Origin of the sequence: Micromonospora parva, assembly GCF_000718515.1 — a bacterium.
Taxonomy (GTDB): domain Bacteria; phylum Actinomycetota; class Actinomycetes; order Mycobacteriales; family Micromonosporaceae; genus Micromonospora; species Micromonospora parva.
Genome location: NZ_JNZS01000002.1, coordinates 97,409 through 120,242, shown reverse-complemented (window position 1 = coordinate 120,242; position 22,834 = coordinate 97,409). Strand labels below are relative to the sequence as shown.

Annotated in this window: 19 protein-coding genes; 10 read left to right on the top strand and 9 right to left on the bottom strand. The window is 73.0% G+C overall.

Translation table 11 applies throughout. The features are described from left to right. The first annotated feature begins 41 nt into the window (after positions 1–41). Entirely contained in the window at positions 42–1,646 is a 1,605-nt protein-coding gene (locus tag IF22_RS35565) for a serine/threonine protein kinase (RefSeq protein ID WP_051708117.1), read from the top strand. 72 nt (positions 1,647–1,718) lie between these two features. Here the strand turns inward: IF22_RS35565 and IF22_RS0102215 are convergent, their stop codons facing one another. The 4 genes from IF22_RS0102215 to IF22_RS0102200 all read right to left on the bottom strand — a co-directional run bounded on the left by IF22_RS0102215 (position 1,719) and on the right by IF22_RS0102200 (position 5,732). Further along, on the bottom strand, positions 1,719–2,162 hold the full coding sequence (locus tag IF22_RS0102215) for an HNH endonuclease (RefSeq protein ID WP_030327845.1): 444 nt from the start codon (positions 2,160–2,162) through the stop codon (positions 1,719–1,721). Between the two features lie 212 nt (positions 2,163–2,374). Beyond that, positions 2,375–3,583: a hypothetical protein gene (locus tag IF22_RS0102210; RefSeq protein WP_051708116.1), complete on the bottom strand. Its 1,209-nt coding sequence runs from the start codon at positions 3,581–3,583 to the stop codon at positions 2,375–2,377. A 67-nt stretch (positions 3,584–3,650) separates the two neighbouring features. Next, complete coding sequence (locus IF22_RS0102205; RefSeq protein ID WP_030327843.1) at positions 3,651–5,198, bottom strand: FAD-dependent oxidoreductase; 1,548 nt, start codon at positions 5,196–5,198, stop codon at positions 3,651–3,653. A gap of 45 nt (positions 5,199–5,243) precedes the next feature. Then, positions 5,244–5,732, bottom strand: a complete 489-nt coding sequence (locus IF22_RS0102200; RefSeq protein ID WP_030327842.1) for an MSMEG_6728 family protein — start codon at positions 5,730–5,732, stop codon at positions 5,244–5,246. Between the two features lie 95 nt (positions 5,733–5,827). Between IF22_RS0102200 and IF22_RS0102195 the strand changes: the two genes are divergently transcribed. The 4 genes from IF22_RS0102195 (at position 5,828) to IF22_RS0102180 (ending at position 12,555) form a co-directional block, all read left to right on the top strand. Further along, positions 5,828–7,813, top strand: a complete 1,986-nt coding sequence (locus IF22_RS0102195; protein ID WP_051708115.1) for a potassium channel family protein — start codon at positions 5,828–5,830, stop codon at positions 7,811–7,813. A 90-nt stretch (positions 7,814–7,903) separates the two neighbouring features. Further along, positions 7,904–10,753 (top strand): AfsR/SARP family transcriptional regulator, encoded by a 2,850-nt coding sequence (locus IF22_RS0102190; protein ID WP_051708114.1) that lies wholly within the window; start codon positions 7,904–7,906, stop codon positions 10,751–10,753. A 30-nt stretch (positions 10,754–10,783) separates the two neighbouring features. Continuing rightward, positions 10,784–11,773 (top strand): daunorubicin resistance protein DrrA family ABC transporter ATP-binding protein, encoded by a 990-nt coding sequence (locus IF22_RS0102185; RefSeq protein WP_030327839.1) that lies wholly within the window; start codon positions 10,784–10,786, stop codon positions 11,771–11,773. Beyond that, positions 11,770–12,555, top strand: a complete 786-nt coding sequence (locus IF22_RS0102180; protein ID WP_030327838.1) for an ABC transporter permease — start codon at positions 11,770–11,772, stop codon at positions 12,553–12,555. Before IF22_RS0102185 ends, IF22_RS0102180 begins: the two co-directional genes overlap by 4 nt. 18 nt (positions 12,556–12,573) lie before the next feature. Here IF22_RS0102180 and IF22_RS0102175 read toward each other — a convergent pair whose 3' ends face one another. Together IF22_RS0102175 and IF22_RS0102170 are read right to left on the bottom strand one after the other, a co-directional pair. Continuing rightward, positions 12,574–13,809 (bottom strand): APC family permease, encoded by a 1,236-nt coding sequence (locus IF22_RS0102175; protein WP_030327837.1) that lies wholly within the window; start codon positions 13,807–13,809, stop codon positions 12,574–12,576. Positions 13,810–13,818: 9 nt separating this feature from the next. Beyond that, complete coding sequence (locus IF22_RS0102170) at positions 13,819–14,556, bottom strand: phosphatase PAP2 family protein (protein ID WP_030327836.1); 738 nt, start codon at positions 14,554–14,556, stop codon at positions 13,819–13,821. Between the two features lie 120 nt (positions 14,557–14,676). Between IF22_RS0102170 and IF22_RS0102165 the strand changes: the two genes are divergently transcribed. After that, positions 14,677–15,900 (top strand): DUF4032 domain-containing protein, encoded by a 1,224-nt coding sequence (locus tag IF22_RS0102165; protein WP_051708113.1) that lies wholly within the window; start codon positions 14,677–14,679, stop codon positions 15,898–15,900. Positions 15,901–16,111: 211 nt separating this feature from the next. On the opposite strand, the gene nagA is transcribed toward IF22_RS0102165, so the two are convergent. From nagA to IF22_RS0102150, 3 genes are read right to left on the bottom strand one after another with little or no spacing between them, the layout of a single operon-like run. Then, positions 16,112–17,221: an N-acetylglucosamine-6-phosphate deacetylase gene (gene nagA, locus IF22_RS0102160; RefSeq protein WP_030327834.1), complete on the bottom strand. Its 1,110-nt coding sequence runs from the start codon at positions 17,219–17,221 to the stop codon at positions 16,112–16,114. Further along, positions 17,218–18,171: an ROK family protein gene (locus IF22_RS0102155; protein ID WP_030327833.1), complete on the bottom strand. Its 954-nt coding sequence runs from the start codon at positions 18,169–18,171 to the stop codon at positions 17,218–17,220. The genes nagA and IF22_RS0102155 overlap by 4 nt, the downstream gene beginning before the upstream one ends. Further along, positions 18,168–19,100, bottom strand: coding sequence for an SIS domain-containing protein (locus IF22_RS0102150; protein ID WP_030327832.1), 933 nt, complete (start codon positions 19,098–19,100; stop codon positions 18,168–18,170). The genes IF22_RS0102155 and IF22_RS0102150 overlap by 4 nt, the downstream gene beginning before the upstream one ends. A 200-nt stretch (positions 19,101–19,300) precedes the next feature. Between IF22_RS0102150 and IF22_RS0102145 the strand changes: the two genes are divergently transcribed. The 4 genes from IF22_RS0102145 to IF22_RS0102130 all read left to right on the top strand — a co-directional run bounded on the left by IF22_RS0102145 (position 19,301) and on the right by IF22_RS0102130 (position 22,764). Then, entirely contained in the window at positions 19,301–20,086 is a 786-nt protein-coding gene (locus IF22_RS0102145; protein WP_030327831.1) for a DeoR/GlpR family DNA-binding transcription regulator, read from the top strand. Positions 20,087–20,207: 121 nt separating this feature from the next. Continuing rightward, entirely contained in the window at positions 20,208–21,218 is a 1,011-nt protein-coding gene (locus IF22_RS0102140) for an ABC transporter ATP-binding protein (RefSeq protein WP_036410615.1), read from the top strand. Then, a complete protein-coding gene (locus IF22_RS0102135; RefSeq protein WP_030327829.1) occupies positions 21,215–22,231 on the top strand; it encodes an ABC transporter permease subunit in 1,017 nt (338 codons plus the stop codon). The genes IF22_RS0102140 and IF22_RS0102135 overlap by 4 nt, the downstream gene beginning before the upstream one ends. 104 nt (positions 22,232–22,335) lie before the next feature. Continuing rightward, entirely contained in the window at positions 22,336–22,764 is a 429-nt protein-coding gene (locus tag IF22_RS0102130) for a DUF3263 domain-containing protein (protein WP_030327828.1), read from the top strand. The last annotated feature ends 70 nt before the right edge of the window (positions 22,765–22,834 follow it).

Genomic DNA, 22,834 nt, shown 5'->3' with positions numbered 1-22,834 from the left:
CGGGTGGCCCCACGCCGGGCCGGTACGGCAGGCTGTCCGTCGTGCAGCGTGATCAGTTGCTTGCGGGCCGCTACCGGCTCCTGGAGCGTCTCGGCAGTGGCGGCATGTCGGCGGTGCACCGGGCGTACGACGAGGTGCTCGAACGGGACGTGGCGGTGAAGGTGCTGGTCGCCTCGGACAGCAACGCCGGACAGCGGATCCGGGGCGAGGCCAAGGCGGCGGCCCGGCTGTCGCATCCGCATGTCACCAGCGTCTACGACTACGGCGAGTCGACGCTGGAGGGTGTCGCGGTCCCGTTCGTGGTGATGGAGTTGCTCGGCGGTCACACCCTCGAACACCGGTTGGTGGTCGGTCCGTTGCCGCCGCGCGCCGGGTTGCGGGTGTGCGCCGAGGTGGGCTCGGCGCTCGCCGCCGCGCACGAGCAGGGGTTGGTGCACCGCGACATCAAGCCGAGCAACGTGATGCTCACGCCGACCGGGGCGAAGGTGCTCGACTTCGGCATCGCGGCAGCCGCCGGCGCGCCGGAGATCGACTTCGAGGGGCGGCTGCTGGGCACACCGGCGTACCTGGCACCGGAGCGGTTGCTGGCCGGCGAGGTGCTGCCGGCCAGCGACGTGTACGCCCTCGGCCTGCTGCTGCACCGGGTGCTCACCGGCCGACTGCCCTGGCCCGCCGACGCGCAGACCGGGATGCTCCGCGCGCACACCCACGTCGAGCCGGACCCGCTGCCCCCGATCGACGGCGTGCCGCCCGAGGTGCACCGGCTCTACCGCTGGTGCCTGGCTCGCGACCCCGCCGACCGGCCGTCGGCAGCCGACGCGGCCCGCATCCTGCTCGCCGCCGCCAGCGCGGCCGCACCCGCAGTGGCCGCCGTCGAACCAACGGCGACCAGCGCCAGTCCGACCAGCGCCGATCCGACCAGCGCCGATCCGACCAGCGCCGATCCGGCGACCGCGACGTCGAGCAACGCCGGGAGGGCCAGCGCCGGGAGGGCCAGCGCCGGGACGGGCAGCGCCAAGCCGAGCAGCGCCAGGCCGAGCAGCGGCTCGGCGGTGCCGGTGCGGCGTCCTCCGTGGCGTCGGGGCCGCGCCATCCTGACCGTCGGCGGGGCCGTTATCGCCGCGGTGGCGCTGGCCGGGTCGCTCGGCGACTCCAGCAACCGTCGGCCCGGACAGGGCGCCGCGCCGGCCGGCAGCGGCCCGGGCACCACCACGGTGGGGATGCCCAGCACCGAGGAGCCGACCGACCCGGTCGACGTCGGGCCGTCCGCCGTACCGCGGACCAGGAGCACCGCCACCGCCGCCCGGACCGGCCCCCCGACCGGTCCGGGCGGAACAGTGGCCCCCGGCCCGACCGCCACCACTGGAGTCCCGACCCCGACCCCGACCACGGTCGCGCCGACTCCCACCCCCGGCGCTGGCGTACCCGTCGCCGGACGCGGCGGGACGGTCACCGTCCGCTGCGTGGGGAAGACGGTCGAGGTGCTCGCGGTGACGCTCGCGCCTGGCTTCCGGGCCGAGGCGTACGACCCGGGGCCGGCGAAGCAGATCGTTGTCGGGTTGACCTCCACCGAGCACCGCAGCGAGATCCGGGTGCAGTGCCCCGGTGGTCACCTGAGGTCGACGGTCAAGGAACGCGACGTCTGAATGGGGGGGCCGGCGGGTGCCGCGCCCAGGACGTACCCGGGCCGCGGCCCCCCGTTCCCGCCGGCCGGTCCATCACCGCCCGGCCAGCACCCCCCAGCCCGGGTTCACGGGCTCCCGGCGCAGCGGCATGCCCGCCTCCGCTGGCGTCCGGTCCCCCTTGCGCTGGTTGCAGGCGTAGCAGGCGGCCGTGGTGTTCCGCCAGGTGTTCCGGCCGCCGCGTGAGCGGGGCAGGACGTGGTCGACGGTGGATGCCGGCCCACCGCAGTACGCGCAGCACCGGTCGTCGCGGCGCAGCACACCGGCGCGCGACCAGGCCGGCCCGGAGTTGAACCTCCACCGGGTGACCACGTAGCGGACCAGCCGCACCACCCGGGGCATCGGGAAGACCCCGATCACCCGGTCCGGCTCGGCCTCGTGGATCTCGGCCACCCGACGGCAGAGCATTCGGACGGCGTGTTGGACGGTGACCCGGTGCAGCGGGCCGAGGTCGGCGTTGATGACGAGAACGGCGTCCACCGGGACTCCTTTCCGGTTGGTGGCGGACAGCAAGAAGCCGCCCGGTCCAGTGGTCGGACGGGGCGGCTCGGCACGTACGGGTACGCGTCAGTCGGGCCGGCCCGCCCGGGGACCTTCCGCTCGGCAACCGTCACCGGGCAGCGTCGACGGCACGGTGGTGACGTGCGACATCGTCATGTGCTGCTCCCGCGGTGGTGGTTGACAGTGCGCGCTCACGGTAGGTCGACGCGGGAGACCCGGGCAACGTATTTCGATCGGCCGGTGTCTTCGGGTCGCCGCTGGCGGCGGGTGCGGGGTGCCGCTTTCACAGCGACCCGGGCGGTGGTCAGCGGCCGGTTCAGCCGCAGGGCCATCCTGGTGGTGAGTTCGCTGTCCAGCAGCGGCCGGTTGACCTCACCGGCGACGGCCAGGGCGGGCCCGGAGACCGAGCGCCAGATCGCGGCCAGCCCGGCGCCGAGGCCCACCAGGGCGACGGTGGCCCGGGTGGTCGGTGAGCCGGCGGCCGCGGCGGCGCTCACCCCGACGACCGCGAAGAGCACCAACAGCAGGGGTACGAGCACCGGCCAGAAGATGCCCCGGGCGGCCTGCGCCACCAGCCGCCGGTCCCGGATGATCAGGTTTCTGGCGATCACCGCGTAGTCCTCCTCGTCGAGCAGGTCGCGCGGGTGCAGGCCGCCGGTCAGCACGTCCCGCCAGAGGTCACCCTGGCCGCGTAGGGCCCGGCTCAGCGCGGCCGGCGTCGGCTCGGTCGGGTCGCCGTGGCCGGCGCGGTCGACGGCGCTCGCCCAATCGGCCAGCGACCGGCGCACCACCGCGGCCGAGTACGGCGGCAGCACGCTGGCCAGCTCGTCCAGCCACCGGCTGATCTGGACGTGCCGGCCGCCGAACTGCCGCAGCAGCTGCGTGACATCACCGGCCCGGACGGTGTCGGCCACTGATCGGCCCAACCGGTAGGCCAGCCCGACCCGGTGGTTGGCGGCCATCGCCCAGCGCAGCACCTCCACGTTGAGGTCGTCGAGGGCGAGCAGCAGCGGCACCGGGTCGGCGGGGTCCGGCTGGCCCGGGTCGGGTAGCAGGGTCCGGGCGGCCGAGGTGTCGGGCACCGGCCCGGTGTGCCGGGTGAGTTCGACGATCTGGGCCACCGCGACGTCCACCCCGTCGAGGTACATCCGCATCCGCCGGTGCGCGGACATCTCGGTGAGGTTGGAGAGCTTGGCCGGCGGTACGGCGGGGCGGGTCTCCGCGAAGGCGCGGGGCTGCGCCTGCTGCCCGTGGTGGTAGGCGTCCGCCATCCACCAACCGAGCCGCAGCGCGGTGACGATGCAGGCGCGCTCGTCGCGGATCAGCGGGTACGTGTCGTCGCGGCCGATCTCGTCGATCGACGAGCCGTGGTCCGCGCCGGCGCGGTGCAGTGGTGACATCTCCCGCTGCCCTCCCGCCCGGCCGATCGACGGTTGATCATTCGAGCGTACGGCAGCGTGCCGGGGCTTATGTGGTGTTTTGTCGATTCAGCCTGCCGGCCAGCAGCCCACGCGGCCGGATCGAGCGCACCGGCTCCGCGGCGGCGCCCTCGGCCCGCAGGATGTGGTTCGCGGCGATGATCCCGGTCGCGGCAGAGCGTTCCATCAACGCGCTCGGGAAGTCCGTGGCGATGCCGTCCCCGGCCAGGTAGACGCCGGTCGCGTCGGTGCGTACCCCCGGCCGCCAGGAGTGGCTGCCCGGCGTGAAAGCCGGCGCCTGCGCCTCCACCCGCGCGCGCAGCTCGCGGACCCGCAGGTCGCCGGCCTCCGGCCAGAGCGCGACCAGCTCGCGGCGCATCCGCTCGGCCAACTCCTCGGCCGGCACGCCGGGTTCGCAGGCGTACGCGTGCAGCTCGATGACCGACCCGCCGGTCTGCCTCGCCCAGCGGCGCGACTCGTTCTCCAACCGGTGGTAGAGCGTCACCGAGTCCAGGGTGGGCTGCCGGGACACCCCGCTGAACACCGCGCGCTCGGCGGCGACGTCCCCGTCACACCAGTACCGGGCCACCGCGTACGGCGGACCGGGGGTGCCGAAGGCGGGCATCCGTGCCGCCAGCTCGGGTGCCCGCTCGGCCAGGTCCGGCGAGGCCGCGACCAGTGCGGCGAGCGCCGGTGGGTCGACGGCGAGCACCACGTGGCCGGCCGGGTGGCTGCCGCCGTCGGTGGTGGTCACCCGCCAGCCCTCGCCGTCGTGGTGCACCCCGGTGGCGGCGCAGTCGGTGAGGATCCGACCGCCGTGCTTCTCCACGTACCGGGTCAGCGGCTGCCAGATCGCCGTGGCGTAGTCCTCGTCAGGGCAGTCGAAGGCCAACCCCTCCGGGTTGCCGAGCAGGTAGAAGTGGAACTGGGCGACCATCTCGGCCGCCGACATCTCCGCCTCGTGGTTGAAGAACGAGTGCGAGAAGACCTCGAACAGCATCGCCCGCGCCCGGTCCGGCAGTCGCAACGACGCCAGCAGCTCGTCGGCGGTGGTGTCGTCCAGGTCGGCGTAGGTGCGCACCGGGTCGTAGCTGAGCAGCGGCAGCGCGGCGTCCCGATCCATCACCCGCAGGTCGGCCAGACGCAGGCTGGGGCTGCGCAACAGCAACGCGAGCAGGTTCGCCGGTGGGGCGGGCGGCAGCTTGCCGAACTCCTCGGTGGGCCACTGCTCGCTGAGAATCGGGTAGCCCGGAATGGCCTTGAGGAAGCCCAGGTCACCGTCGACCCGGCGGAGGATGGACCGCCAGTTGTAGTACTGCCGGAAGAACGCGTGGAAGCCGTGCTCGTTCTGCTGGCTGCCGTCGGCGAGCGCCTCCGGCCAGGCACCCAGTCGACCGCCCAGCGTGGGCGCCGCCTCCAGCACGGTGACCGCCACACCCCGTTCGGCGAGCACCACCGCCGCCGACATGCCGGCGATGCCGCCACCCACCACCAGCGCCGTGGTCGGTCGCGGCACCCGGTCGGCGCCACCGCCGCCCGGGTCCACCAGGTGCTGCCGTACGCCGATCAGCCGACCTACCACTTGCGACAGCGCCATGGGCCCAGTCTGCCCCACCTGCGGCCCAACGGCCTGTTCAGAGCCCTAGTCGGTCGGCAGGCATCGGCGGGGGCGGTCGGAGGCGGGCCAGACGTACTCCAGATCGTCTGGCACGTCGTCGCCGAACAGTGGGCGGTAGTGCGCCGGGTCCTTGCGCAGCAGCGACGAACGGTGACTCAGGTGCAGGTCGTCGCGGCCCAGCCAGGGTGGCAGCTCACCGGCCTCGGCCAGCTCGTCCTGGGTCCGGATGACACCCGGCCCGCAGGCGGCCGTGAGGTCGACGGTCATCGTGGTGGCACAGGTGTCGGCCCGCCCCGGCTCGGTCCAGACCGCGCACATGTCCAACCCGTAGCGGACGAGCGCCTCCTCGTACCCGGCCCACATCTTCACGGCCGGGTGGTTGCGCCAGCCGTACCCGGGTCGGGTGAGCCCGCGCAGCACCTGGATGGCCTCCACCCGCTGCTTGCCCAGCCGCTTCTGGTCCAGCGTGCGGGCGCTGGCCAGAAAGCCCGGGTACGGGAGGAACGTCTGCATGGCGCTGCTCTACCCGCCGTCGGAGTGGGCATGCCTGGCCCGGGGATGATCCGGACAGGGTCGCCCAGCATGGCCGTGCTGATTACGATCCGGGCATGGCGGAGCCGTGGCGGGACCGGGCGCGACGGGCGGTCGAGTGGAACTGGCGGCTGCGATCCGTCGGTGATCCGCGCCCGCACTACGTGATCTGCGGGAAGGACGCCCTCGCCTACTACGTGGCTCGGGCGATGCTCGAATCCGACCTGCCGGCCGGTGGGGCCCGGGTCACCGTCGTGGTGCCGGAGCGCTACCGCAGCAACGGGCCGGACGTGGCCGGGCTGCGTGGGGTCCGGGTGGTCCGCTCGGACCGGCTGGACGTGGACACCTTCGAGGCCGCGGGTCTGGCCGGGGCTGCCGGGTTGGCCCTGCTGAACCAGGACGACGTCGGCAACCTGCACGCGGCGCTCTGCGCGCAGGCCGTCGACCAGCGGGTCCGCCAGGTGCTGCGGATGTTCAACGGCACCCTCGCCGACGGCGTACGCAAACTGCTGAAGGCGCCGGTCGAGGTGCTCTCCGACGCCGAGATGGCCGCGCCGGCCTTCGTGGCCGCCGCGCTCAACGAGGTCGACCCCAGCTCCTTCCAGCATCGGGACAAGACGCTGCGGGTGGCGCGGCGAGCCGACGTCCGACCGCAGGACGTGGTCTGCGCGTTGGCCCACCTCACCGAGGCGCAGGGCGTGGAGTTGCTGCCCGCCGAGCAGGCCGGCGCGGACCTGGTGCTCGCCGAGGCGACCGGGCAGCCCCCGGGCACCGAGGTCGCCGCCCGTCGGCTGGTCCGCGCGCGCCGGCGGCGTCGTCCGGTCGCTGTGGTGATGGGAGCGGTTCGCGGCTTCGCCACCCGCAAGATCGGCGTCGCGGTGATGGCGGTGCTCGCGCTGATGGCGGTGCTGGGGGCGCTGATCTCCCGGGCCGAGGACGTCTCCCCGTTGGAGGCGCTGTACCTGACGCTGGTCACCACCCTCAGCGGCGCCGACCCGGACACCACCAAGGCACCGGACGCGCAGATCATGCAGGTGGTGCTCAACCTGGCCGGGTTGGCGCTGATCCCGCTGATCACCGCGGTCGTGGTGGACGGCATCGTCAACGCCCGGCTGGCCCTGCACACCGGCCGGCTGCAACCGGCGCGGGTCGGGCACGTGGTGGTGATCGGCTTGGGCAACGTCGGCACCCGCGTGATGGCGCAGCTGCGCGAGTACGACGTCGAGGTGGTGGCGATCGACAAGGCCCCGGAGCCGCGCGGTGCGGCACTGGCCCGCCAACTGGAGGTGCCGCTCATCGTCGGCGACGCCGCGTTGCCGGAGACGCTGGTGGCCGCCTCGGTGGCGGACTGTCAGGCGCTGGTGGTGGCGTCCACCGACGACGTGGCCAACCTGGAGGCAGCGCTCGCCGCTCGCGACCTCCGCAACGACCTGCGGGTGGTGCTGCGGTTCTTCGACGGTGACTTCGCCGAGCGGGTGGAGGAGACCTTCGCCCTCGGGGTGTCCCGGTCGGTCTCCTACCTGGCCGCACCGGCCTTCATCGGGGCCCTCACCGAACGCGCCGTGATCACCACCATCCCGGTCGACAGGCACGCGCTGCCGGTCGCCGAGGTGCCGGTCGCCGCCGGCTCCGAACTGGACGGCCGGCCGCTGGACGTGGTCAACCGGGACGGGCAGGTCCGGTTGATCGCACGCACCCCGGCGGGCGGTGCCAAGACGATCTGGTGGAAGGACCTCGACCCCCGACAGGTGATCTTCGCGGGTGACCGGCTGACCGTTGTCGCCCGGCGGCGCGGGCTGGACTGGCTGACCCGGCAGTGCGCCCCGCCGGCCCGACCGGGCCCGATCCCCCGACCGGCCGGGGCGGTCCACGGCGGGGTGCACGCCACGGCGGCGGCACCCCCCTCGGTGCCGGGCCCGACCGACTCCGAGGTCGCCGCCTCGGCGCCCGGCGCGGCGCATCCCGTTCCTGCCGCCGGGGAGGCGCCCTGGGCGACCAACGGCGACCAACCCGACGGACGTGAGCTGCCCCTCCGGAATGACGGCACCCGCGAGGAGGGCTGACGCCATCCCGACGCGGGCTGAGCCTCCCGATCCGTGAGGTCGGCTGGTCGGGCCGTGGGAACCGGCCGGCACTGCGCGACAATCCATGGCATGCGTTTCCGCATCCTGGGGCCGACCCAGGTGGTGCTTGCCGACGGGCGCGAGGTCCCCGTCGGCGGTCCGCGGCTGCGCACCCTGCTGGCGCTGCTCCTGCTCGACGCGGGCCGGGTGGTCTCCGCGGAACGGCTGATCGACGGCCTGTACGGGGAGCATCCGCCCCGGGGAGCGGCAAACGCGTTGCAGTCCCAGGTGTCGCGGCTGCGCCAGGCCCTGCCCGTCGGGCACGACCCGGTCGAGTTCCACCCGGCCGGTTACCGCCTCGCCGTGGATCCCGACGACGTCGACGCGTACCGGTTCGAAGGGCTCGCCGAGGCGGGACGCCGCGCGCTCGTCGACGGCGACTGGAGCCGGGCGGCGGCCCTGTTGCGCGAGGCGCTGGAGCTGTGGCGAGGCCCTGCGCTGGCCGATGCCATCGGCGCTTCCGCGCAGGCCGCCCGGTTGGACGAGCTGCGGTTGGCCGCCGTCGAGGACCGGGTCGAGGCGGACCTGGCGTTGGGCGCGGACGGCGTACTGATCGCGGAGCTACGGGAGTTCGTGGTCGCGCATCCGTTGCGGGAGCGGGCGCGTGGTCAGCTCATGCGGGCCCTGGTCGCAATGGGTCGGCCTGCGGAGGCGCTGGCCGAGTTCGAGGACGCCCGGCAGATCCTGGCCGAGCAGCTCGGCGTCGACCCGTCGGCGGGGCTGGCCGCGATCCACCTGGCGGTGCTGCGCGGTGCGGAACGCGGGTCCGCCCAACCGGTGCTACCCGGTCAACTCACCACCTTCGTCGGGCGGGAGGAGGAGCTCAAGCGCGTTGGCGAACTGCTCGGTGAGCGCCGGCTCGTCACCCTCACCGGCCCCGGTGGCGCGGGCAAGACGCGCCTGGCGATCGAGGCTGCCGGACACGTCGACGGGGAGGTCCGTTTCGTCGAGCTGGCCGGGCTGGCCGACGGTGCGGACGTACCGCAGGCGGTGCTGAGCGCGCTCGGCCTGCGCGACGCGGGTCTGCGCGCCTCCGCCGAGCCGGGCCGGCACCCCACCGACCGGCTGGTCGAGGCGCTCGCCGAGCGGCGACTGCTGCTGGTGCTCGACAACTGCGAGCACGTCATCGCCGACGCCGCCCGGCTGGCCGCCCGGTTGCTGGGCGCGTGCCCGACGCTGCGGGTGCTGGCCACCAGTCGCGAACCGCTCGGGCTGGCCGGTGAGGCGTTGTGCCCGCTCTCCGGGCTCACGGTGCCACCGCCGGGCGCGTCCGCGCTGGACGCCGACGAGTACGCCGCCGTCCGCCTCTTCGCCGAGCGGGCCACCGACGTCGCACCCGACTTCACCGTCACGGCTGCCAACGTCGACACGGTGCTGCGGATCTGCCGCACCCTCGACGGCCTGCCGTTGGCGATCGAGCTGGCCGCCGCCCGGCTGCGCGCGTTGCCCGTCGCCGAGGTGGCCGCCCGCCTCGACGACCGGTTCCGGCTGCTGTCGATGGGCAGCCGGGCGGCGTCGCCCCGGCACCGCACACTGCGGGCCGTGGTCGAGTGGAGCTGGGACCTGCTCGGCGACGCCGAACGCCGACTGGCCCGCCGGCTGACCGTCTTCGCCGGCGGCGCGACGCTGGAAGCGGCCGAACGGGTCTGCGGCCTGCCCGGCGGGGAGTTCGTGGACGCGCTCACCGGCCTGGTCGACAAGTCCTTCGTGGAGATGTCCGGCGGCCGGTACCGGATGCTGGAGACGGTGCGGGCCTTCTGCGCCGAGCGTCTCGCCGACGCGGGCGAGGCCGACGACCTGCGTCGGGCGCACACCGCGTACTTCCTGGAGTTCGCCTGGACCGCCAGCGACCACCTCCGGCGCGCCGAACAGCTGCACTGGTTGCGACTGCTCGACGCCGAGCGGGACAACCTGCACGCGGCGTTGCGCCGGGCCACGGCCGCCGGTGACGCGTCCGACGCGGCCGGGATGGTCGCCGCCCTGTCGTTCTACTGGTGGCTGCGCGGCATGCGCGGGGAAGGGGCCCGGCTGGCGGCCGACGTCCTCGGTGTGCTCGGCCCCGAAGCGCCTGCGGGGCTGCGCGAGGAGTACACGCTCTGCGTCTACAACGCCTCGCTCGGTGGATCGGGGCCGCTGGACTCGCTGACGACGCAGCGTTCCGTCATCCGCAGTCTCGACCGTCCGCCCCGGCAACCCTTCCTGCTGTATCTGTCCGGGATCTCGGCCGGACCGCCGTCCGGCGGGTCCGAGCACGTCAACGAGCTGATGCGGGAGCTGCGGCGGCTGGTCGGCTCCGACGTGTGGATCAACGCGCTGGGCGCGATGGGCAGTGGCTCGGCGCAGATGTGGAGTGGCCGGTGGGACCAGGCCGCGACGACACTGGAGACCGCACTCGACGGCTTCCGGCAGGCCGGGGACCGCTGGGGGTCCATGATCACGCTGGGCGTGCTCGGCGAACTCGCCGCCTGGCGTGACGATCCGGAAGCGGCGGGTGCACACATGGACCAGGCCATGAGATTGGCCGAGGAACTCGAATCGACTGTCGACCGGGCCGACATGCTGCGTACCCGGGGCGAGATCAGGCTGCGCGCCGGTGACCTCGGCGCCGCGGGCGACGACTTCGCCGCCGCCCTGCTCCTCGCGCAGCGCAGCGGCGCACCGGAGTTCGTCTCCGGCGCCCGGCTCGGCCTCGCCCAGGTTGCCCGGCTGCGCGGTGACCTGGCCGAGGCGAGGCGGTTCTGCGAAGCGGCGCTGACCGGCGGACTCACCGGCTGGTACGTCGGCGACGCCACCCGTACGGAGATCATGTTCGTTCTCGAACAGATCACCGAGGCGGAGAAGGCCGGCCCTGGTGCGCCGCCGTCAGCGGAGCGTGCGTGACCCGTCAGCGAGCCACCGCACGGTGGGGGCATGACGACATTCGACGTGGTGGCCGAAGGGCTGGGTAAGCGCTACGGCCCCACCCGCGCGCTGGACACCTTCCACCTGGCCGTGCCGGCCGGCACCGTGTACGGGCTGCTCGGCCCCAACGGCGCGGGCAAGACGACGGCGGTACGGATCCTCACCACGCTGCTGCGCTTCGACAGCGGCACCGCCAGCGTGGCCGGGTACGACGTGCTGCGCCAGCCCGACGAGGTGCGCGCCCGGATCGGGCTGACCGGGCAGTACGCCGCGGTGGACGAGACCCTCAGTGGTCGGCAGAACCTGGAACTGTTCGGCCGGCTGTTCCGGCTCGGCCGAGGGGCTGCCCGCCGACGCGCCGACGAACTGCTGGAACGGTTCGGGCTGAGCGAGGCGGCGAACCGGTCCGCGGGCGAGTACTCGGGCGGGATGCGCCGCCGGCTGGACCTCGCCGCCAGCCTGATCCGTACCCCTCGCGTGCTCTTCCTCGACGAGCCGACGACCGGCCTGGACCCGCGCAGCCGCAACCAGGTGTGGGACCTGGTCCGGGGCCTGGTCACGGACGGGACCACGGTGCTGCTCACCACGCAGTACCTGGAGGAGGCCGACCAGCTCGCCAACCGGATCTCGGTCATCGACGCCGGGCGAGTGGTCGCCGAGGGGACGCCGGACGAGCTGAAGTCGATGACCGGCGGCGACCGGATCGAGGTGGTGGTCCGCGACCCCGCCGCCCTGACCCGGGCCGCCGGTGTCGTCGCGCCGATCTGCGGTGTCGAGCCCGCTGTCGATCCGGAGATCCGGCGGCTCAGCGTCCCGGTGGCCGACCGGGTCGCCGGGCTGGTCGACGTGGTGCGGGCGTTGGACGACGCCGGGATCGCTGTCGAGGACATCGGTCTGCGGCGCGCCACGCTGGACGAGGCGTTCCTGTACCTGACCGGGCACCGGCCCGACGAGACCGGCGAGCCCGTCGGCGCCGGACGAAAGGCGGGAGTGGCATGACCACGGCGATCACCGACGGTTGGACGATGACCCGGCGGAACATGCTCCACGTGGTCCGCGCGCCGGAGGAACTGATCCTCTACTTCTCCCTGCCGATCATGTTCGTGCTGGTCTTCGGGTACGTGTTCGGCAGCGGCATGCAGGTGGCCGGCGGTGGCAACTACCGCGAGTTCCTGCTGCCCGGCGTCTTCGTGATGACGATGCTGTACGGACTCGGCGCCACCGCGACGGGCGTGGCGCTGGACCTCAGCCGGGGCGTCGTGGACCGGTTCCGGTCGATGCCGATGGCCCGGTCCGCCCTGATGACCGGTCGCAGCGCGGCTGACCTGCTGCGCGCGCTGTTGGAGATGTCCACCCTGCTGGTCTGTGGCCTGCTCGTCGGATGGCAGTGGCGACTCGGGGTGGGCAAGGCGTTGCTCGCCGTCGGGCTGCTCCTGCTGCTCCGGGTCGCGATCACCTGGGTCGGGATCTACCTGGCGTTGCTGGTCCGCAACCCGGACACGGTCGGCGTGATCGTCTTCCCGGCCGCGTTTCCACTCACCGCGATATCGAACGTCTTCGTGTCGCCCGAGCTGATGCCGTCGGTCATCGGTGCGATCTCGGAGTGGAACCCGCTGTCGGCCACCGTCGCGGCGATCCGCGAACTGTTCGGCAACCCGGGCCTGGGCGGCGACTCCTGGCCGGCGGAGCACGCCATGCTGCTGGCGGTGCTGTGGCCGGTGCTGCTGATCGCGATCTTCGCCCCGCTGGCGGTGCGCCGCTACCGGCGGTTGAGTCGCTGATCGAGGACGTGACGGGGGTCAGCGGCGGGCCCGCAGCGCGTAGACGGCCGCGCCGACGGCGAGCACGCCGAATCCGGCGAGGACGCTGCTGAGCGGCAGGTTGACAGCGAGCAGCAGGCAGCCCACCAGACCCAGAGCGGCGAGGACCTGGACCGGCAGCCGCCGGTCCGGGTCCCGGCCGAGGGTGAGCGCCGCCGCGTTGGTGATCGCGTAGTAGACCAGCACCGTGCAGCTGGAGAAGCCGATCGCGCCGCGTACGTCGCCGAGCAGCACCACCACGATCACCACGGCGGCGACCGCCAGTTCGGCCCGGCGCGGCACCTGGTGCACCTGGTGCACGGCGGCCAGCGCACCGGGCAGGTCGTGCCGGCGGGCCATCGCGAGGGTGGTCCGGCCGACCCCGGCGACCAGGGACAGCAGCACCCCGATGACGGCGATGGTCGCACCGGCGCGGACCACCCACGCCAGGCCGGGCAGCCCGGCGGCGGTCACCACGTCGACCAGGGGCGCGGCGGAAGCGGCCAACCGGTCGGCGCCGAGCACACCCAGCGCGACCACGGCCAGCACCAGGTAGATCGCGAGCACCACCCCGAGCGCCAGCGGCACCGCACGCGGGATGGTCCGCTGCGGGTCGCGGACCTCCTCGCCGAGCGTGGCGATCCGGGCGTACCCGGCGAAGGCGAAGAACAGCAACCCGGCGGCGGTGAGCACACCCCGCGCCGAACCGCCGCTCTCACCGAGCCGGTCCAGGTGCACCGGCCCGCCCAGCAGGCCGACGACGGTGACGAGGGCCAGCACCGCGAGCACCAGCGCGACCAACGCCCGGGTCACGGCGGCGGTCTTGCCGATGCCGCGTAGGTTCACCGCGGTCACCGCGAGCACCGCGGCGGCGGCCACCAGCCGGGCCTGGCCCGGCCACAGGTACGCCCCGATGGTCAACGCCATCGCCGCGCAGCTGGCCGTCTTACCGACCACGAAGCCCCAGCCGGCCAAGAACCCGGCGAACGGCCCGAGGCGTTCCCGCCCGTAGACGTAGGTGCCGCCGGACTCGGGGTACCGGGCGGCCAGCCGCGCCGAACTCGTCGCGTTGCAGAAGGCGACGAAGCCGGCCAGCACCAGCGCCGGCAGCAGGCCGGCGCCGCCGGCCGCCGCCGCGGCCGGGCCGAAGACCACGAAGACGCCCGCGCCGAGCATCGAGCCCAACCCGATGACAACCGCATCGGGTACGCCCAGTCGCCGCGCCAGTTGATCCACAGGGCAAACCTAGGGGTACGAGGTGAACGGCCGGTCCCATTCGCGTAGCCGGCCGGGAAGCGGGATGCCGTCCCAGGGCACCCGGTGCAGCAGCCGGTCCAGGAACAGCCCCAGCAGCAGCCCGGCCACCGAATCGGTCAGCCAGTGCCAGCCCAGGTAGGTGGTGGTGGTGAGAACGACCAGCGGCGGCACGATGCGGATCACGGTGACGAGTCGGGCCGGTAGGTGCCGGCCGAAGCTGCGGGCCAGCGGGGCGAGCAGCAGCGCGATGACCCCGTACCAGACGATGGCGTTGGCGACGTGCCCCGACGGGTAGGACTGGGCGAATCGGACCGGCAGGTCGTCGTGGAACAGCGGCAGGGTCTGCTCGGGTGGCAGGAACGGCTCCTTGATGCTGGCGCTCGGTGCCGTCCGCGCGGTCCAGACCTTGAGCGGACCGATCGTGAAGGTGGTGACCACGAATCCGACCACCGGCAGCAGGATGGGCCGCACCGACCGCAGCCGAACGGCCAGCAGCACGCCCAGCCCGGCGCCGATCAGGGTCAGCGGGGTGCCCTGGCCGAGGAAGTTCAGCACCCGGGCGACCCAGTACGCGGCGGTCGGTCGATGCCCGTCGGCCCAGTCGGCGACCGCCCGGTCCAACCCGAAGAGCTGGCCGGTGGCGAGGGCGACTGTCAACCCGGCCAGACCGACGAGCAGGAGGGCGTCGAACCACCAGCCGGCCGGGCGGACGGGCCGTAGCCGCAGGTCACGTCGTACCGCCGTGGGTTTGAACACGCGACCACGCTACCGGCCCGGTGCGAGGCCGGGATGTGCGGCGCTGTGGGCCCAACCACGATCAGGAGCGGATACCGGGGGCGAGGCGTCATGCTTGTGCCCGTGCGGATCACGTCTGCCCTCGTGGACCCGGCGCTGCTCGACCTGCCCTGGTCGACGCCGCTGGAGGAGTGGCCTGCCCAACACCTGGTCGCGCTGCCGCAGGGCATCTCCCGGCACATCGTCCGGTTCGTCCGGTTGGGCGATTACGTGTACGCGTTCAAGGAGACCCGCGAGCGGATCGCCGAGCGGGAGTACGACCTGCTGCGGGCCCTGGAGCGGATCGACTTTCCCTCGGTCGAGGCGGTGGCGGTCGTCGCCGACCGGCAGACCGAGGACGGGGAACCTCTCGAATCGGTGCTGATCACCCGGCACCTGCAGTTCTCCCTGCCGTACCGGGCGTTGTTCTCGCACACCCTGCGGCCGGAGACGATGAGCCGGCTGCTCGACGCGCTCGCCGCCCTGATCGTGCGGATGCACCTCACCGGCTTCTTCTGGGGCGACTGCTCGCTGTCGAACACGCTATTCCGGCGGGACGCTGGCGCGTTCGCCGCCTACCTGGTGGACGCGGAGACGGGTGCCCTGCACAACTCGCTCTCCAACGGGCAGCGCGGTGAGGACCTGGAGATCGCCCGGGTGAACATCTTCGGTGAGGCGCTGGACCTGCAGGCCGCCGGCCTGCTGCACGAGTCCATCGACCCGGAGGTGGTCTGCGAGGAGGTCGTGCAGCGTTACGAGCGGCTCTGGCACGAGATCACCTACGAGCAGGCGATCGAGCGGGAGGCCCGGCACGACATCGAGGGTCGGATCCGCCGCCTCAACGAGCTGGGCTTCGACGTCGCCGAGGTGGCCATGTCGTCCATCGACGGTGGGCGTTTCCTGGTCCGGCCGAAGGTCGTCGACGCCGGCTACCACACCCGGCGGCTGCTGCGGCTGACCGGGCTCGACGCCGAGGAGAACCAGGCCCGCAAGCTGCTCAACGACCTGGACGCCTACCGGGCGGAGAGCGACCTGATCGACGAGCAGCAGGCCGCGCACCGCTGGCTCACCGAGGTCTTCGAGCCGGTGGTTCGGGCCGTCCCCACGCACCTGCGCCGCAAGCTGGAGCCGCAGGAGCTGTTCGCCCAGATCATCGAGCACAAGTGGCTGCTCTCCGAGCAGGCCGGCCGGGACGTCGGGATGCGCCACGCGGTCCAGTCGTACCTGTCCGACGTGCTGGTGCACCGCCCCGACGAGCAGGCCGTCCTCGGCGTGGAAGTCGCCAGCCTGAGCTGAGGCCCGGCCCGGTTGTTCCTGGCCCGGTTGTCCCTGGCCTGCGGGGCCGGCTCGTTCATACGGGTTGCTGGTCGGCTCGGCGGCCGGACTTATCCAAGCGGCTGCCTTTGGAGCTGATGCCGCAAACGATTCAGCTCCAAAGGCCCTCCAGGTGCACTGTGGGGCTAGCCGCGGGCGGGCAGCCTGCGGCCATGGGCCGACACCGGGCGCGTCACTCCACCCAGGAGCCGCCGCGCAGCACCCGCACCACGTTGAGGTCGTCGTCCAGCACCACCAGGTCGGCGCGCAGGCCCACCTGAAGGGCGCCCACCCGGTCGCCCAGGCCGATGGCCCGCGCCGGGGTGGTGGCCACCATCCGGGCGGCGTCGGCGATCGGGATTCCGGCGTTCACCGCGTGCCGCAGCGCGGCGTCCATGGTCAGCGTGCTGCCGGCGATCGCGCCGTCGCGGGCGAGTCGGGCCACCCCGTCGGCGACGGTGACAGCCTGGCCGCCCAACTCGTACTCACCGTCGGACATTCCGGCGGCGGCCATCGCGTCGGTGATCAGCGCGGCGCGATCCGGCCCGGCGGTCGCGGTGACGAAGGTCAGCATGCCGTCGTGCAGGTGCACCCCGTCGGCGACCAGCTCGCAGATCACCGTGGGCGCGTCGAGCAACGCCACCACCGGTCCCGGCTCGCGGTGATGCACCGGCCGCATCCCGTTGAACAGGTGGGTGCCGACACTGGCGCCGGCGGCGACCGCGGCGCGAGTCTGCTCGTACGTGGCGTCGGTGTGGCCCACGGCGGCCACCACCCGCTGCGCGGTGAGCAGCTTGATCGCCTCCAGCGCGCCGTCGCGCTCCGGGGCGAGGGTGACCATCCGGACCGCGCCCCGGCCCAGCTCGATCAGCTCGGACAGCTCGTCGGTCGACGGGTCGCGCAGGTACTCGGGGTTCTGCGCGCCGCAGCGGGCGGCCGACAGGTACGGCCCCTCGAAGTGGACGCCCGCCAACACGCCCTCCTCGACCAACGGGGCGAACGCCTCGGTGGCCGACTGCATCAACGCGAAGGGCGCGCTGACCAGGCTGGCCAGCAGGGTGGTGGTGCCGTGGCTCAGGTGGAAGCCGGCCGCCGCGCGGGCCTCGTCGGCGTCCCCGGTGGTGAAGGTGTGGCCGCCCCCGCCGTGCGTGTGCATGTCGACGAAACCGGGCAGGATCCAGTGCCCGTCGCGCACCGATGGATACTCGGCCACCGCCGTGATCCGATCCCCGTCCCACTCGACGCAGCCCTGTCGGACGACTCCGGTCGGGGTCACCACTCGGCCGTTCACCCTAACGGTCATCGCTTCTCCTGATGGTCACGGACACCCACGGCGTCCAGGGCGAGCAGGGCGGCACCGAGGCAACCAGCCTCGTCGCCGAGGGCTGCCGCGACCAGGTGCGGCTCCCGGTGGAAGGTCATTCGTTCTCGCATGGCCGCCCGCAGCGGGGTCAGCAGCCCGTCCCCGGCCTGGGCCAGGCCGCCGCCCAGCACGATCGTCGCCACGTCGAACAGCGCCTGCCCGCTGGCGAGACCGTCGGCGAGCGCGTCGATCGCCTCCTGCCAGACCTGGCCGGCGAGCGGTTCGCCGGTTGCGGCCCGTTCGGCCACCTCCGCCGCCGTCACCGCGGCGTCGGCGCTCGGCCCGGCGAGTTCGGCGTAGCGGCGGCCGATCGCGGCGGCCGACGCGATCGCCTCCAGGCAGCCCCGACGACCGCAGCCGCAGCGCGGACCGTCGGGCCGGACCAGGATGTGTCCGATCTCCCCGGCGGCGCCGTGGGCACCGACGGCGGCCGTGCCGTCGACGACGTGCGCGGAGGCGATGCCGGTGCCGATCGCCACGAACAACACGTGCCCGCTGCCGCGCCCGGCACCGAGCCGGGCCTCGGCGAGACCACCGACCCGCACGTCGTGGCCGAGCGCCGTCGGCAGGCCGAGCCGCGCCACCGCCAGGTCCCGCACCGGTACGTCCCGGAAGCCCACGTTCGCCGACCAGACCGCGACGCCGCGCGCCTCGTCCACCACCCCGGGCACGGCGATGCCCACGGCGATCGGGGTGAGCCCATCGGCGCGGGCCTTGTCGGCCAGCCCTTCGGCCACGTCGAGGATGGTGCCGACCACGGCGGCCGGGCCGCGCGCGGCGTCGGTGGGATGCCGCTCGGCGCGTACCACGACGCCGTCCGGTCGGACCACTGCGCACTTCATGCCGGTGCCGCCGACGTCCAGCGCAACGACCACGCGGTCATCGGTCATGGCGCGAGAACCACTGACCGGGTCAGGTGACGGGGCGCGTCCGGGTCGAGGCCCCGGCTGGTCGCCAGCGCGACCGCGAAGCGTTGGGCCAGGATCAGGTCGGCCATCGGGTCGACCGGGGTACGGCCGGCGGACCAGCTGCCCAGCACCGTGCGCCACCCGTGTGTGCGGCTGTGCACGAAGGCCGCGCCGGTGGCGGCCACATCCTCGGGCAGCCCGTCGGGTAGCTCACCGAACGCCCACACCAGCCGGCCCGGCGCGGCGACCGAGATGGGCCCGTGCCGGTAGTCCATCGCCGGGTACGCCTCGGCCCAGAAGGTGGCCGCCTCGCGGCACTTCAGCGCCGCCTCCTGCGCCAGCCCGATCGTCCAACCCCGACCGAGGAAGGTGGCCTGCTCGATGGTGGCCGGGTCGATCGGCAACGGGGATCGCACCGCCACCTCGGCGTCGGCGGCGAGCGCGGTCACCGGGTCGCCGAGCTGGGCCCGCAGCAGGGCCAACGCGGTGGTGGCGAAGCGGGTCTGCACCACCGACCGCTCGTCGGCGAAGGGCATGGTCACGGTGGCGGTGGCCAGGTCGACCGCCGGGGAGGCCGGGTCACCGACGATGACGGTGGTGGGTGTGTGCCCGCGCAGCGCGGCGAGCAGGTCCAGCACCTCGGTGGTGGTGCCGGAACGGGTGATCGCGATCAACCGGTCGTAGCGGCGGCCGGCGGGGAACTCGGACGCCTGGAACGCGTCGGTCTCACCCTGGCCGGCCTGCTCGCGGCGGGCCGCGTACGCCATCGCCATGAACCACGACGTGCCGCAACCGACGACGGCGACCCGCTCACCGGGGCGCGGCAGGTCACCGCGTACGACCTCGGCCAGCCTGGCCGCCTCCCGCCAGCAGTCGGGTTGGCTCGCGATCTCCGCGTCCACGTACGCCATGGGAAACTCCTCGCAGGGCCGATCGGTGCGCAATACGGCTCGTTACACCCGCATTTCGCGCGTTATTCTGCGCGAACGCAGGTGACCATGGCAACCGACCAGTCGATCGCGCAGGTCAGTCTTTTGCGCCAGCCTAGTTTCGCGCACTAGTGTGCACGCAATCAATCACCGTCCGTGCAGTTGCTGGGAGGGCCCCCGCGGTGGACCGGTACGCCAGATGGAACGCCCTGCTCGAAATGCTGACCGACAACGGCCGGGTCAGCGTCGAGGCGGCGGCCGAGCGGCTTGACGTCTCCCAGGCCACCATCCGGCGTGACTTCGACCAGCTCGCGCAACAGCAGATGATCACGCGGACCCGGGGCGGCGCGGTCGCCAACGGCGTGTCGTACGACCTGCCGCTGCGGTACAAGACGGCCAAGCACTCGGCCGAGAAGCAGCGGATCGGGGCGGCCGCCGCGGCGCTCGTCACGCCGGGCACCGTGGTCGGCCTGAACGGTGGCACCACCAGCACCGAGGTGGCGCGGGCGCTCGCCGTGCGCCCGGATCTCAACACCAGCGCCGAGGGCGCCCAGCTCACCGTGGTGACCAACGCGCTGAACATCGCCAACGAGCTGCTGGTCCGATCCCGGATGAAGGTGGTGGTGGCCGGCGGCGTGGTGCGTCCGAAGTCGTTCGAGCTCGTCGGCCCACTGGGTGGGGCGTTGCTGCGCGAGGTCACCCTGGACGTCGCCCTGCTCGGTGTGGACGCGATCGACCCGCAGCTCGGCGCCGCCGCCCACCACGAGGGGGAGGCGGCGATGAACAACCTGATGGTGGCCCGCGCCAAGCGCGTGGTGATCATCGCGGACTCGTCCAAGCTGGGGGGTCACGCCTTCGCCCGGATCTGCCCGGTCGAGCGGGTGGAGACGCTGGTGACCGACTCCGGTGCCGCGCCGGAGATCGTGGACGCGTTCCGCGCCGCCGGAGTGCAGGTCATCTGCGCCTGACCGGTCACGCTCCGTCAATGAAATGACCTGATCGGCGCGTCAATGCATACCGCGTATTGCGTGGCCCTGCATACCGCGTATGGTGTCGGCTGTCACGCCCACCCATCGGGGGAGGTGCAGCTTGCCAGCTGTCCTGGAGATCGAAGGTCTACGTAAGACGTACAAGAGTCGTCGACGCGGCACCCGCAACGCGCTCGACGGCTTCGACATGCGGGTCGACGCGGGGCAGGTGCACGGCTTCCTGGGTCCCAACGGGTCCGGCAAGACCACCACGCTGCGTACCCTGCTCGGCCTGATCCGACCCGACGGCGGCCGGATGGTGCTGCTCGGGCACGAGGTCCCCGACGCGCTGCCCGCCGTCGCCGGCCAGGTCGGCGCGATCGTGGAGAGCCCGCAGTTCTTCCCGCACTTCACCGCACGCGACACGCTCTCCCTGCTCGCCGGGGCGGGCGAGGTGCCGGCCACCCGGGTCGACGAGGTGCTGGAACTCGTCGGGCTGCGCGACCGGTCCGGCGAGCGGGTCAAGACGTACTCGCTGGGCATGAAGCAGCGGCTCGCGGTGGCCTCGGCCCTACTGAAGAACCCGAAGCTGCTCATCCTCGACGAGCCCGCCAACGGCCTCGACCCGGGCGGCATCCGGGAGATGCGCACGCTGATGCGTAACCTCGCCGAGTCCGGAATGACAGTGGTGCTGTCCAGCCACATCCTCGGTGAGATCCAGCTGATCTGTGACTCGGTCACCATCATCTCGCTGGGCCGGCGGGTCGCGTTCGGCCCTGTCGACGAGGTGCTCGCGCAGCACTCGTCCGGTGCGGTGCGGATCCGGCTGGAAGCGGTCAGCGACCTGCCGGTCGCCACCGACGTGCTCACCCAGGCGGGGATCCGGGTCACCGGTCACCCCGACCACCTCATGCTGGCCGGCGTCGACAAGCCGGCGTCGGTGACCCGGCTGCTCGCCGAGAAGAACCTCTACGTCAGCGAGTTGGCGCCGATCGCCGTCGACCTGGAGAGCGTCTTCCTCGAACTGACCGCCACCGCGCCGGTCCCCGGCCAGCACCGGCAGGTCGACGAGTCCATGAAGGTCGGCGGGACGGCTCAGCCCGGTCCCGCCGGGGGAGGGTGGGGCGCGTGAGCCTCTTTCGTACCGAACTGCGCCGGCTCAGCAAGCGGCGCTTCACCCGTTACATGACGCTGCTCGGCCTGGTGGTGCTGGCCGCGGTGGTGGTCGGGGTGTTCCTCACCAACCAGAAGATCGACGCCGGTCAGCTCGCCCGGGCCGAGCGTCAGGCCGACCAGCAGTACCAGGAGCAGGTGCGCTGGAGCGAGCAGGAGCGCGCGGCCTGCGAGCAGGCCAAGGCGGCCGGCACTGCGAGCGACGGCCGCTACCCGGACGACTGCTCGATGATCGCGCCGCCGCCTCGGGACCAGATCGAGGCGAAGTGGTTCCTGCCCTCGACGTTCAACTTCAAGGAGACGTTCGACGAGACGCTGATCCCGTTCGCGGCGATCCTCGCCCTGGTCGGGTTCGTCATCGGCGCGTCCTTCGTCGGCGCCGAGTGGAGCACCGGCGGCATGATGAACCTGCTGCTCTGGCGGCCGAAGCGGCTCACCGTACTGCTCACCAAGCTGGCCGCGCTGCTCACCGGCATCCTGGCGGTGACGCTTCCGGCCGCGGTGCTGTGGTTCGCCGGGTTCTGGGCGGTCGCCACGTTCCGGGGCAGCACCGAGAAGATGACCTCGGGGGTCTGGCAGTCGTTCGTGCTGACCGGCGTACGCGGCGTCGCGCTGGTGGTGGTGTTCACCACCATCGGGTTCGCCCTCGCCTCGCTGGGTCGGCACACCGCGATGGCCCTCGGTGGCGTGGTGGCGGTGATGGTGGTCGGCCAGTTCGGCCTGGGCATCCTGCTGGACATGGCGGGAGTGCGCTTCGCCGAGGCCTGGCTGCTGCCCACCTACGCGCTGGCCTGGATGACCAAGAAGATCACGTTGGAGGACTGGAACGCCTGCAACGCGACCTACTACGGGGAGTGCAAGCCGGCCACGATGGACATCACCTGGCAGCAGTCCTCCGTGCTGCTCTCGGTCGGAGTGGTGGTGATCCTCGGGGCGGCGCTCTGGGCGATGCGCCGCCGCGACATCTCCTGACGTTCGGCCCCCGACGGCCCCCGGCGCGCGCCGGGGGCCGTCGGGCGTGCGGCACCGCCGCGCCGGCTGCTGCGACCCGGGCCCAGGCTGGCTAGGCTGAGCGAATGTCCGCCGACGCCACCACCCCGGAGCCGTCCACCGACGCTCGTCCGGGTGGCGTCGGCCAGACCGTTCCGACTCCCCGGCCCGCTCCTGCGATCGAGACCGCCGACGAACCGGCGCTGCCGGTCGAGCCGGTCGAGACCGCTGACGATCCGGCGTTGCCGGCCGAACCGGTGGACGTCCAGCCCGTCGACCCGGCGGCGGCGTTGACCGGGCGGGAGCGGGCCATCCTCGCCTTCGAGCAGCAGTGGTGGCGGCACGCCGGCGCCAAGGAGCAGGCCGTCCGGGACACCTTCGGGCTCTCGTCGACCCGCTACTACCAACTGCTCAACGGTCTGCTGGACAATCCCGCCGCCCTCGCCGCCGACCCCGTGCTGATCAGCCGACTCCGCCGGCTGCGCTCGTCGCGCGCCCGCAACCGTCGCCGCTGACCGAACGCCCCGCGATCTTGCACTTTCTGCGGCCGTTTCGCGCCTTCTGCACGCCTTTGTCGCGACTCAA

Coding starts and splice junctions, on each gene's coding strand:
- IF22_RS0102195 (WP_051708115.1), top strand. CDS start 5,828: ATGGCGGAGCCGTGGCGGGACCGGGCGCGACGGGCGGTCGAGTGGAAC.
- IF22_RS0102190 (WP_051708114.1), top strand. CDS start 7,904: ATGCGTTTCCGCATCCTGGGGCCGACCCAGGTGGTGCTTGCCGACGGG.
- IF22_RS0102165 (WP_051708113.1), top strand. CDS start 14,677: ATGCTTGTGCCCGTGCGGATCACGTCTGCCCTCGTGGACCCGGCGCTG.
- IF22_RS0102155 (WP_030327833.1), bottom strand. CDS start 18,171: ATGACCGATGACCGCGTGGTCGTTGCGCTGGACGTCGGCGGCACCGGC.
- IF22_RS0102130 (WP_030327828.1), top strand. CDS start 22,336: ATGTCCGCCGACGCCACCACCCCGGAGCCGTCCACCGACGCTCGTCCG.
- IF22_RS0102205 (WP_030327843.1), bottom strand. CDS start 5,198: ATGGCGCTGTCGCAAGTGGTAGGTCGGCTGATCGGCGTACGGCAGCAC.
- IF22_RS0102200 (WP_030327842.1), bottom strand. CDS start 5,732: ATGCAGACGTTCCTCCCGTACCCGGGCTTTCTGGCCAGCGCCCGCACG.
- IF22_RS0102150 (WP_030327832.1), bottom strand. CDS start 19,100: ATGGCGTACGTGGACGCGGAGATCGCGAGCCAACCCGACTGCTGGCGG.
- IF22_RS0102180 (WP_030327838.1), top strand. CDS start 11,770: ATGACCACGGCGATCACCGACGGTTGGACGATGACCCGGCGGAACATG.
- IF22_RS0102185 (WP_030327839.1), top strand. CDS start 10,784: ATGACGACATTCGACGTGGTGGCCGAAGGGCTGGGTAAGCGCTACGGC.
- IF22_RS0102210 (WP_051708116.1), bottom strand. CDS start 3,583: ATGTCACCACTGCACCGCGCCGGCGCGGACCACGGCTCGTCGATCGAC.
- nagA (WP_030327834.1), bottom strand. CDS start 17,221: ATGACCGTTAGGGTGAACGGCCGAGTGGTGACCCCGACCGGAGTCGTC.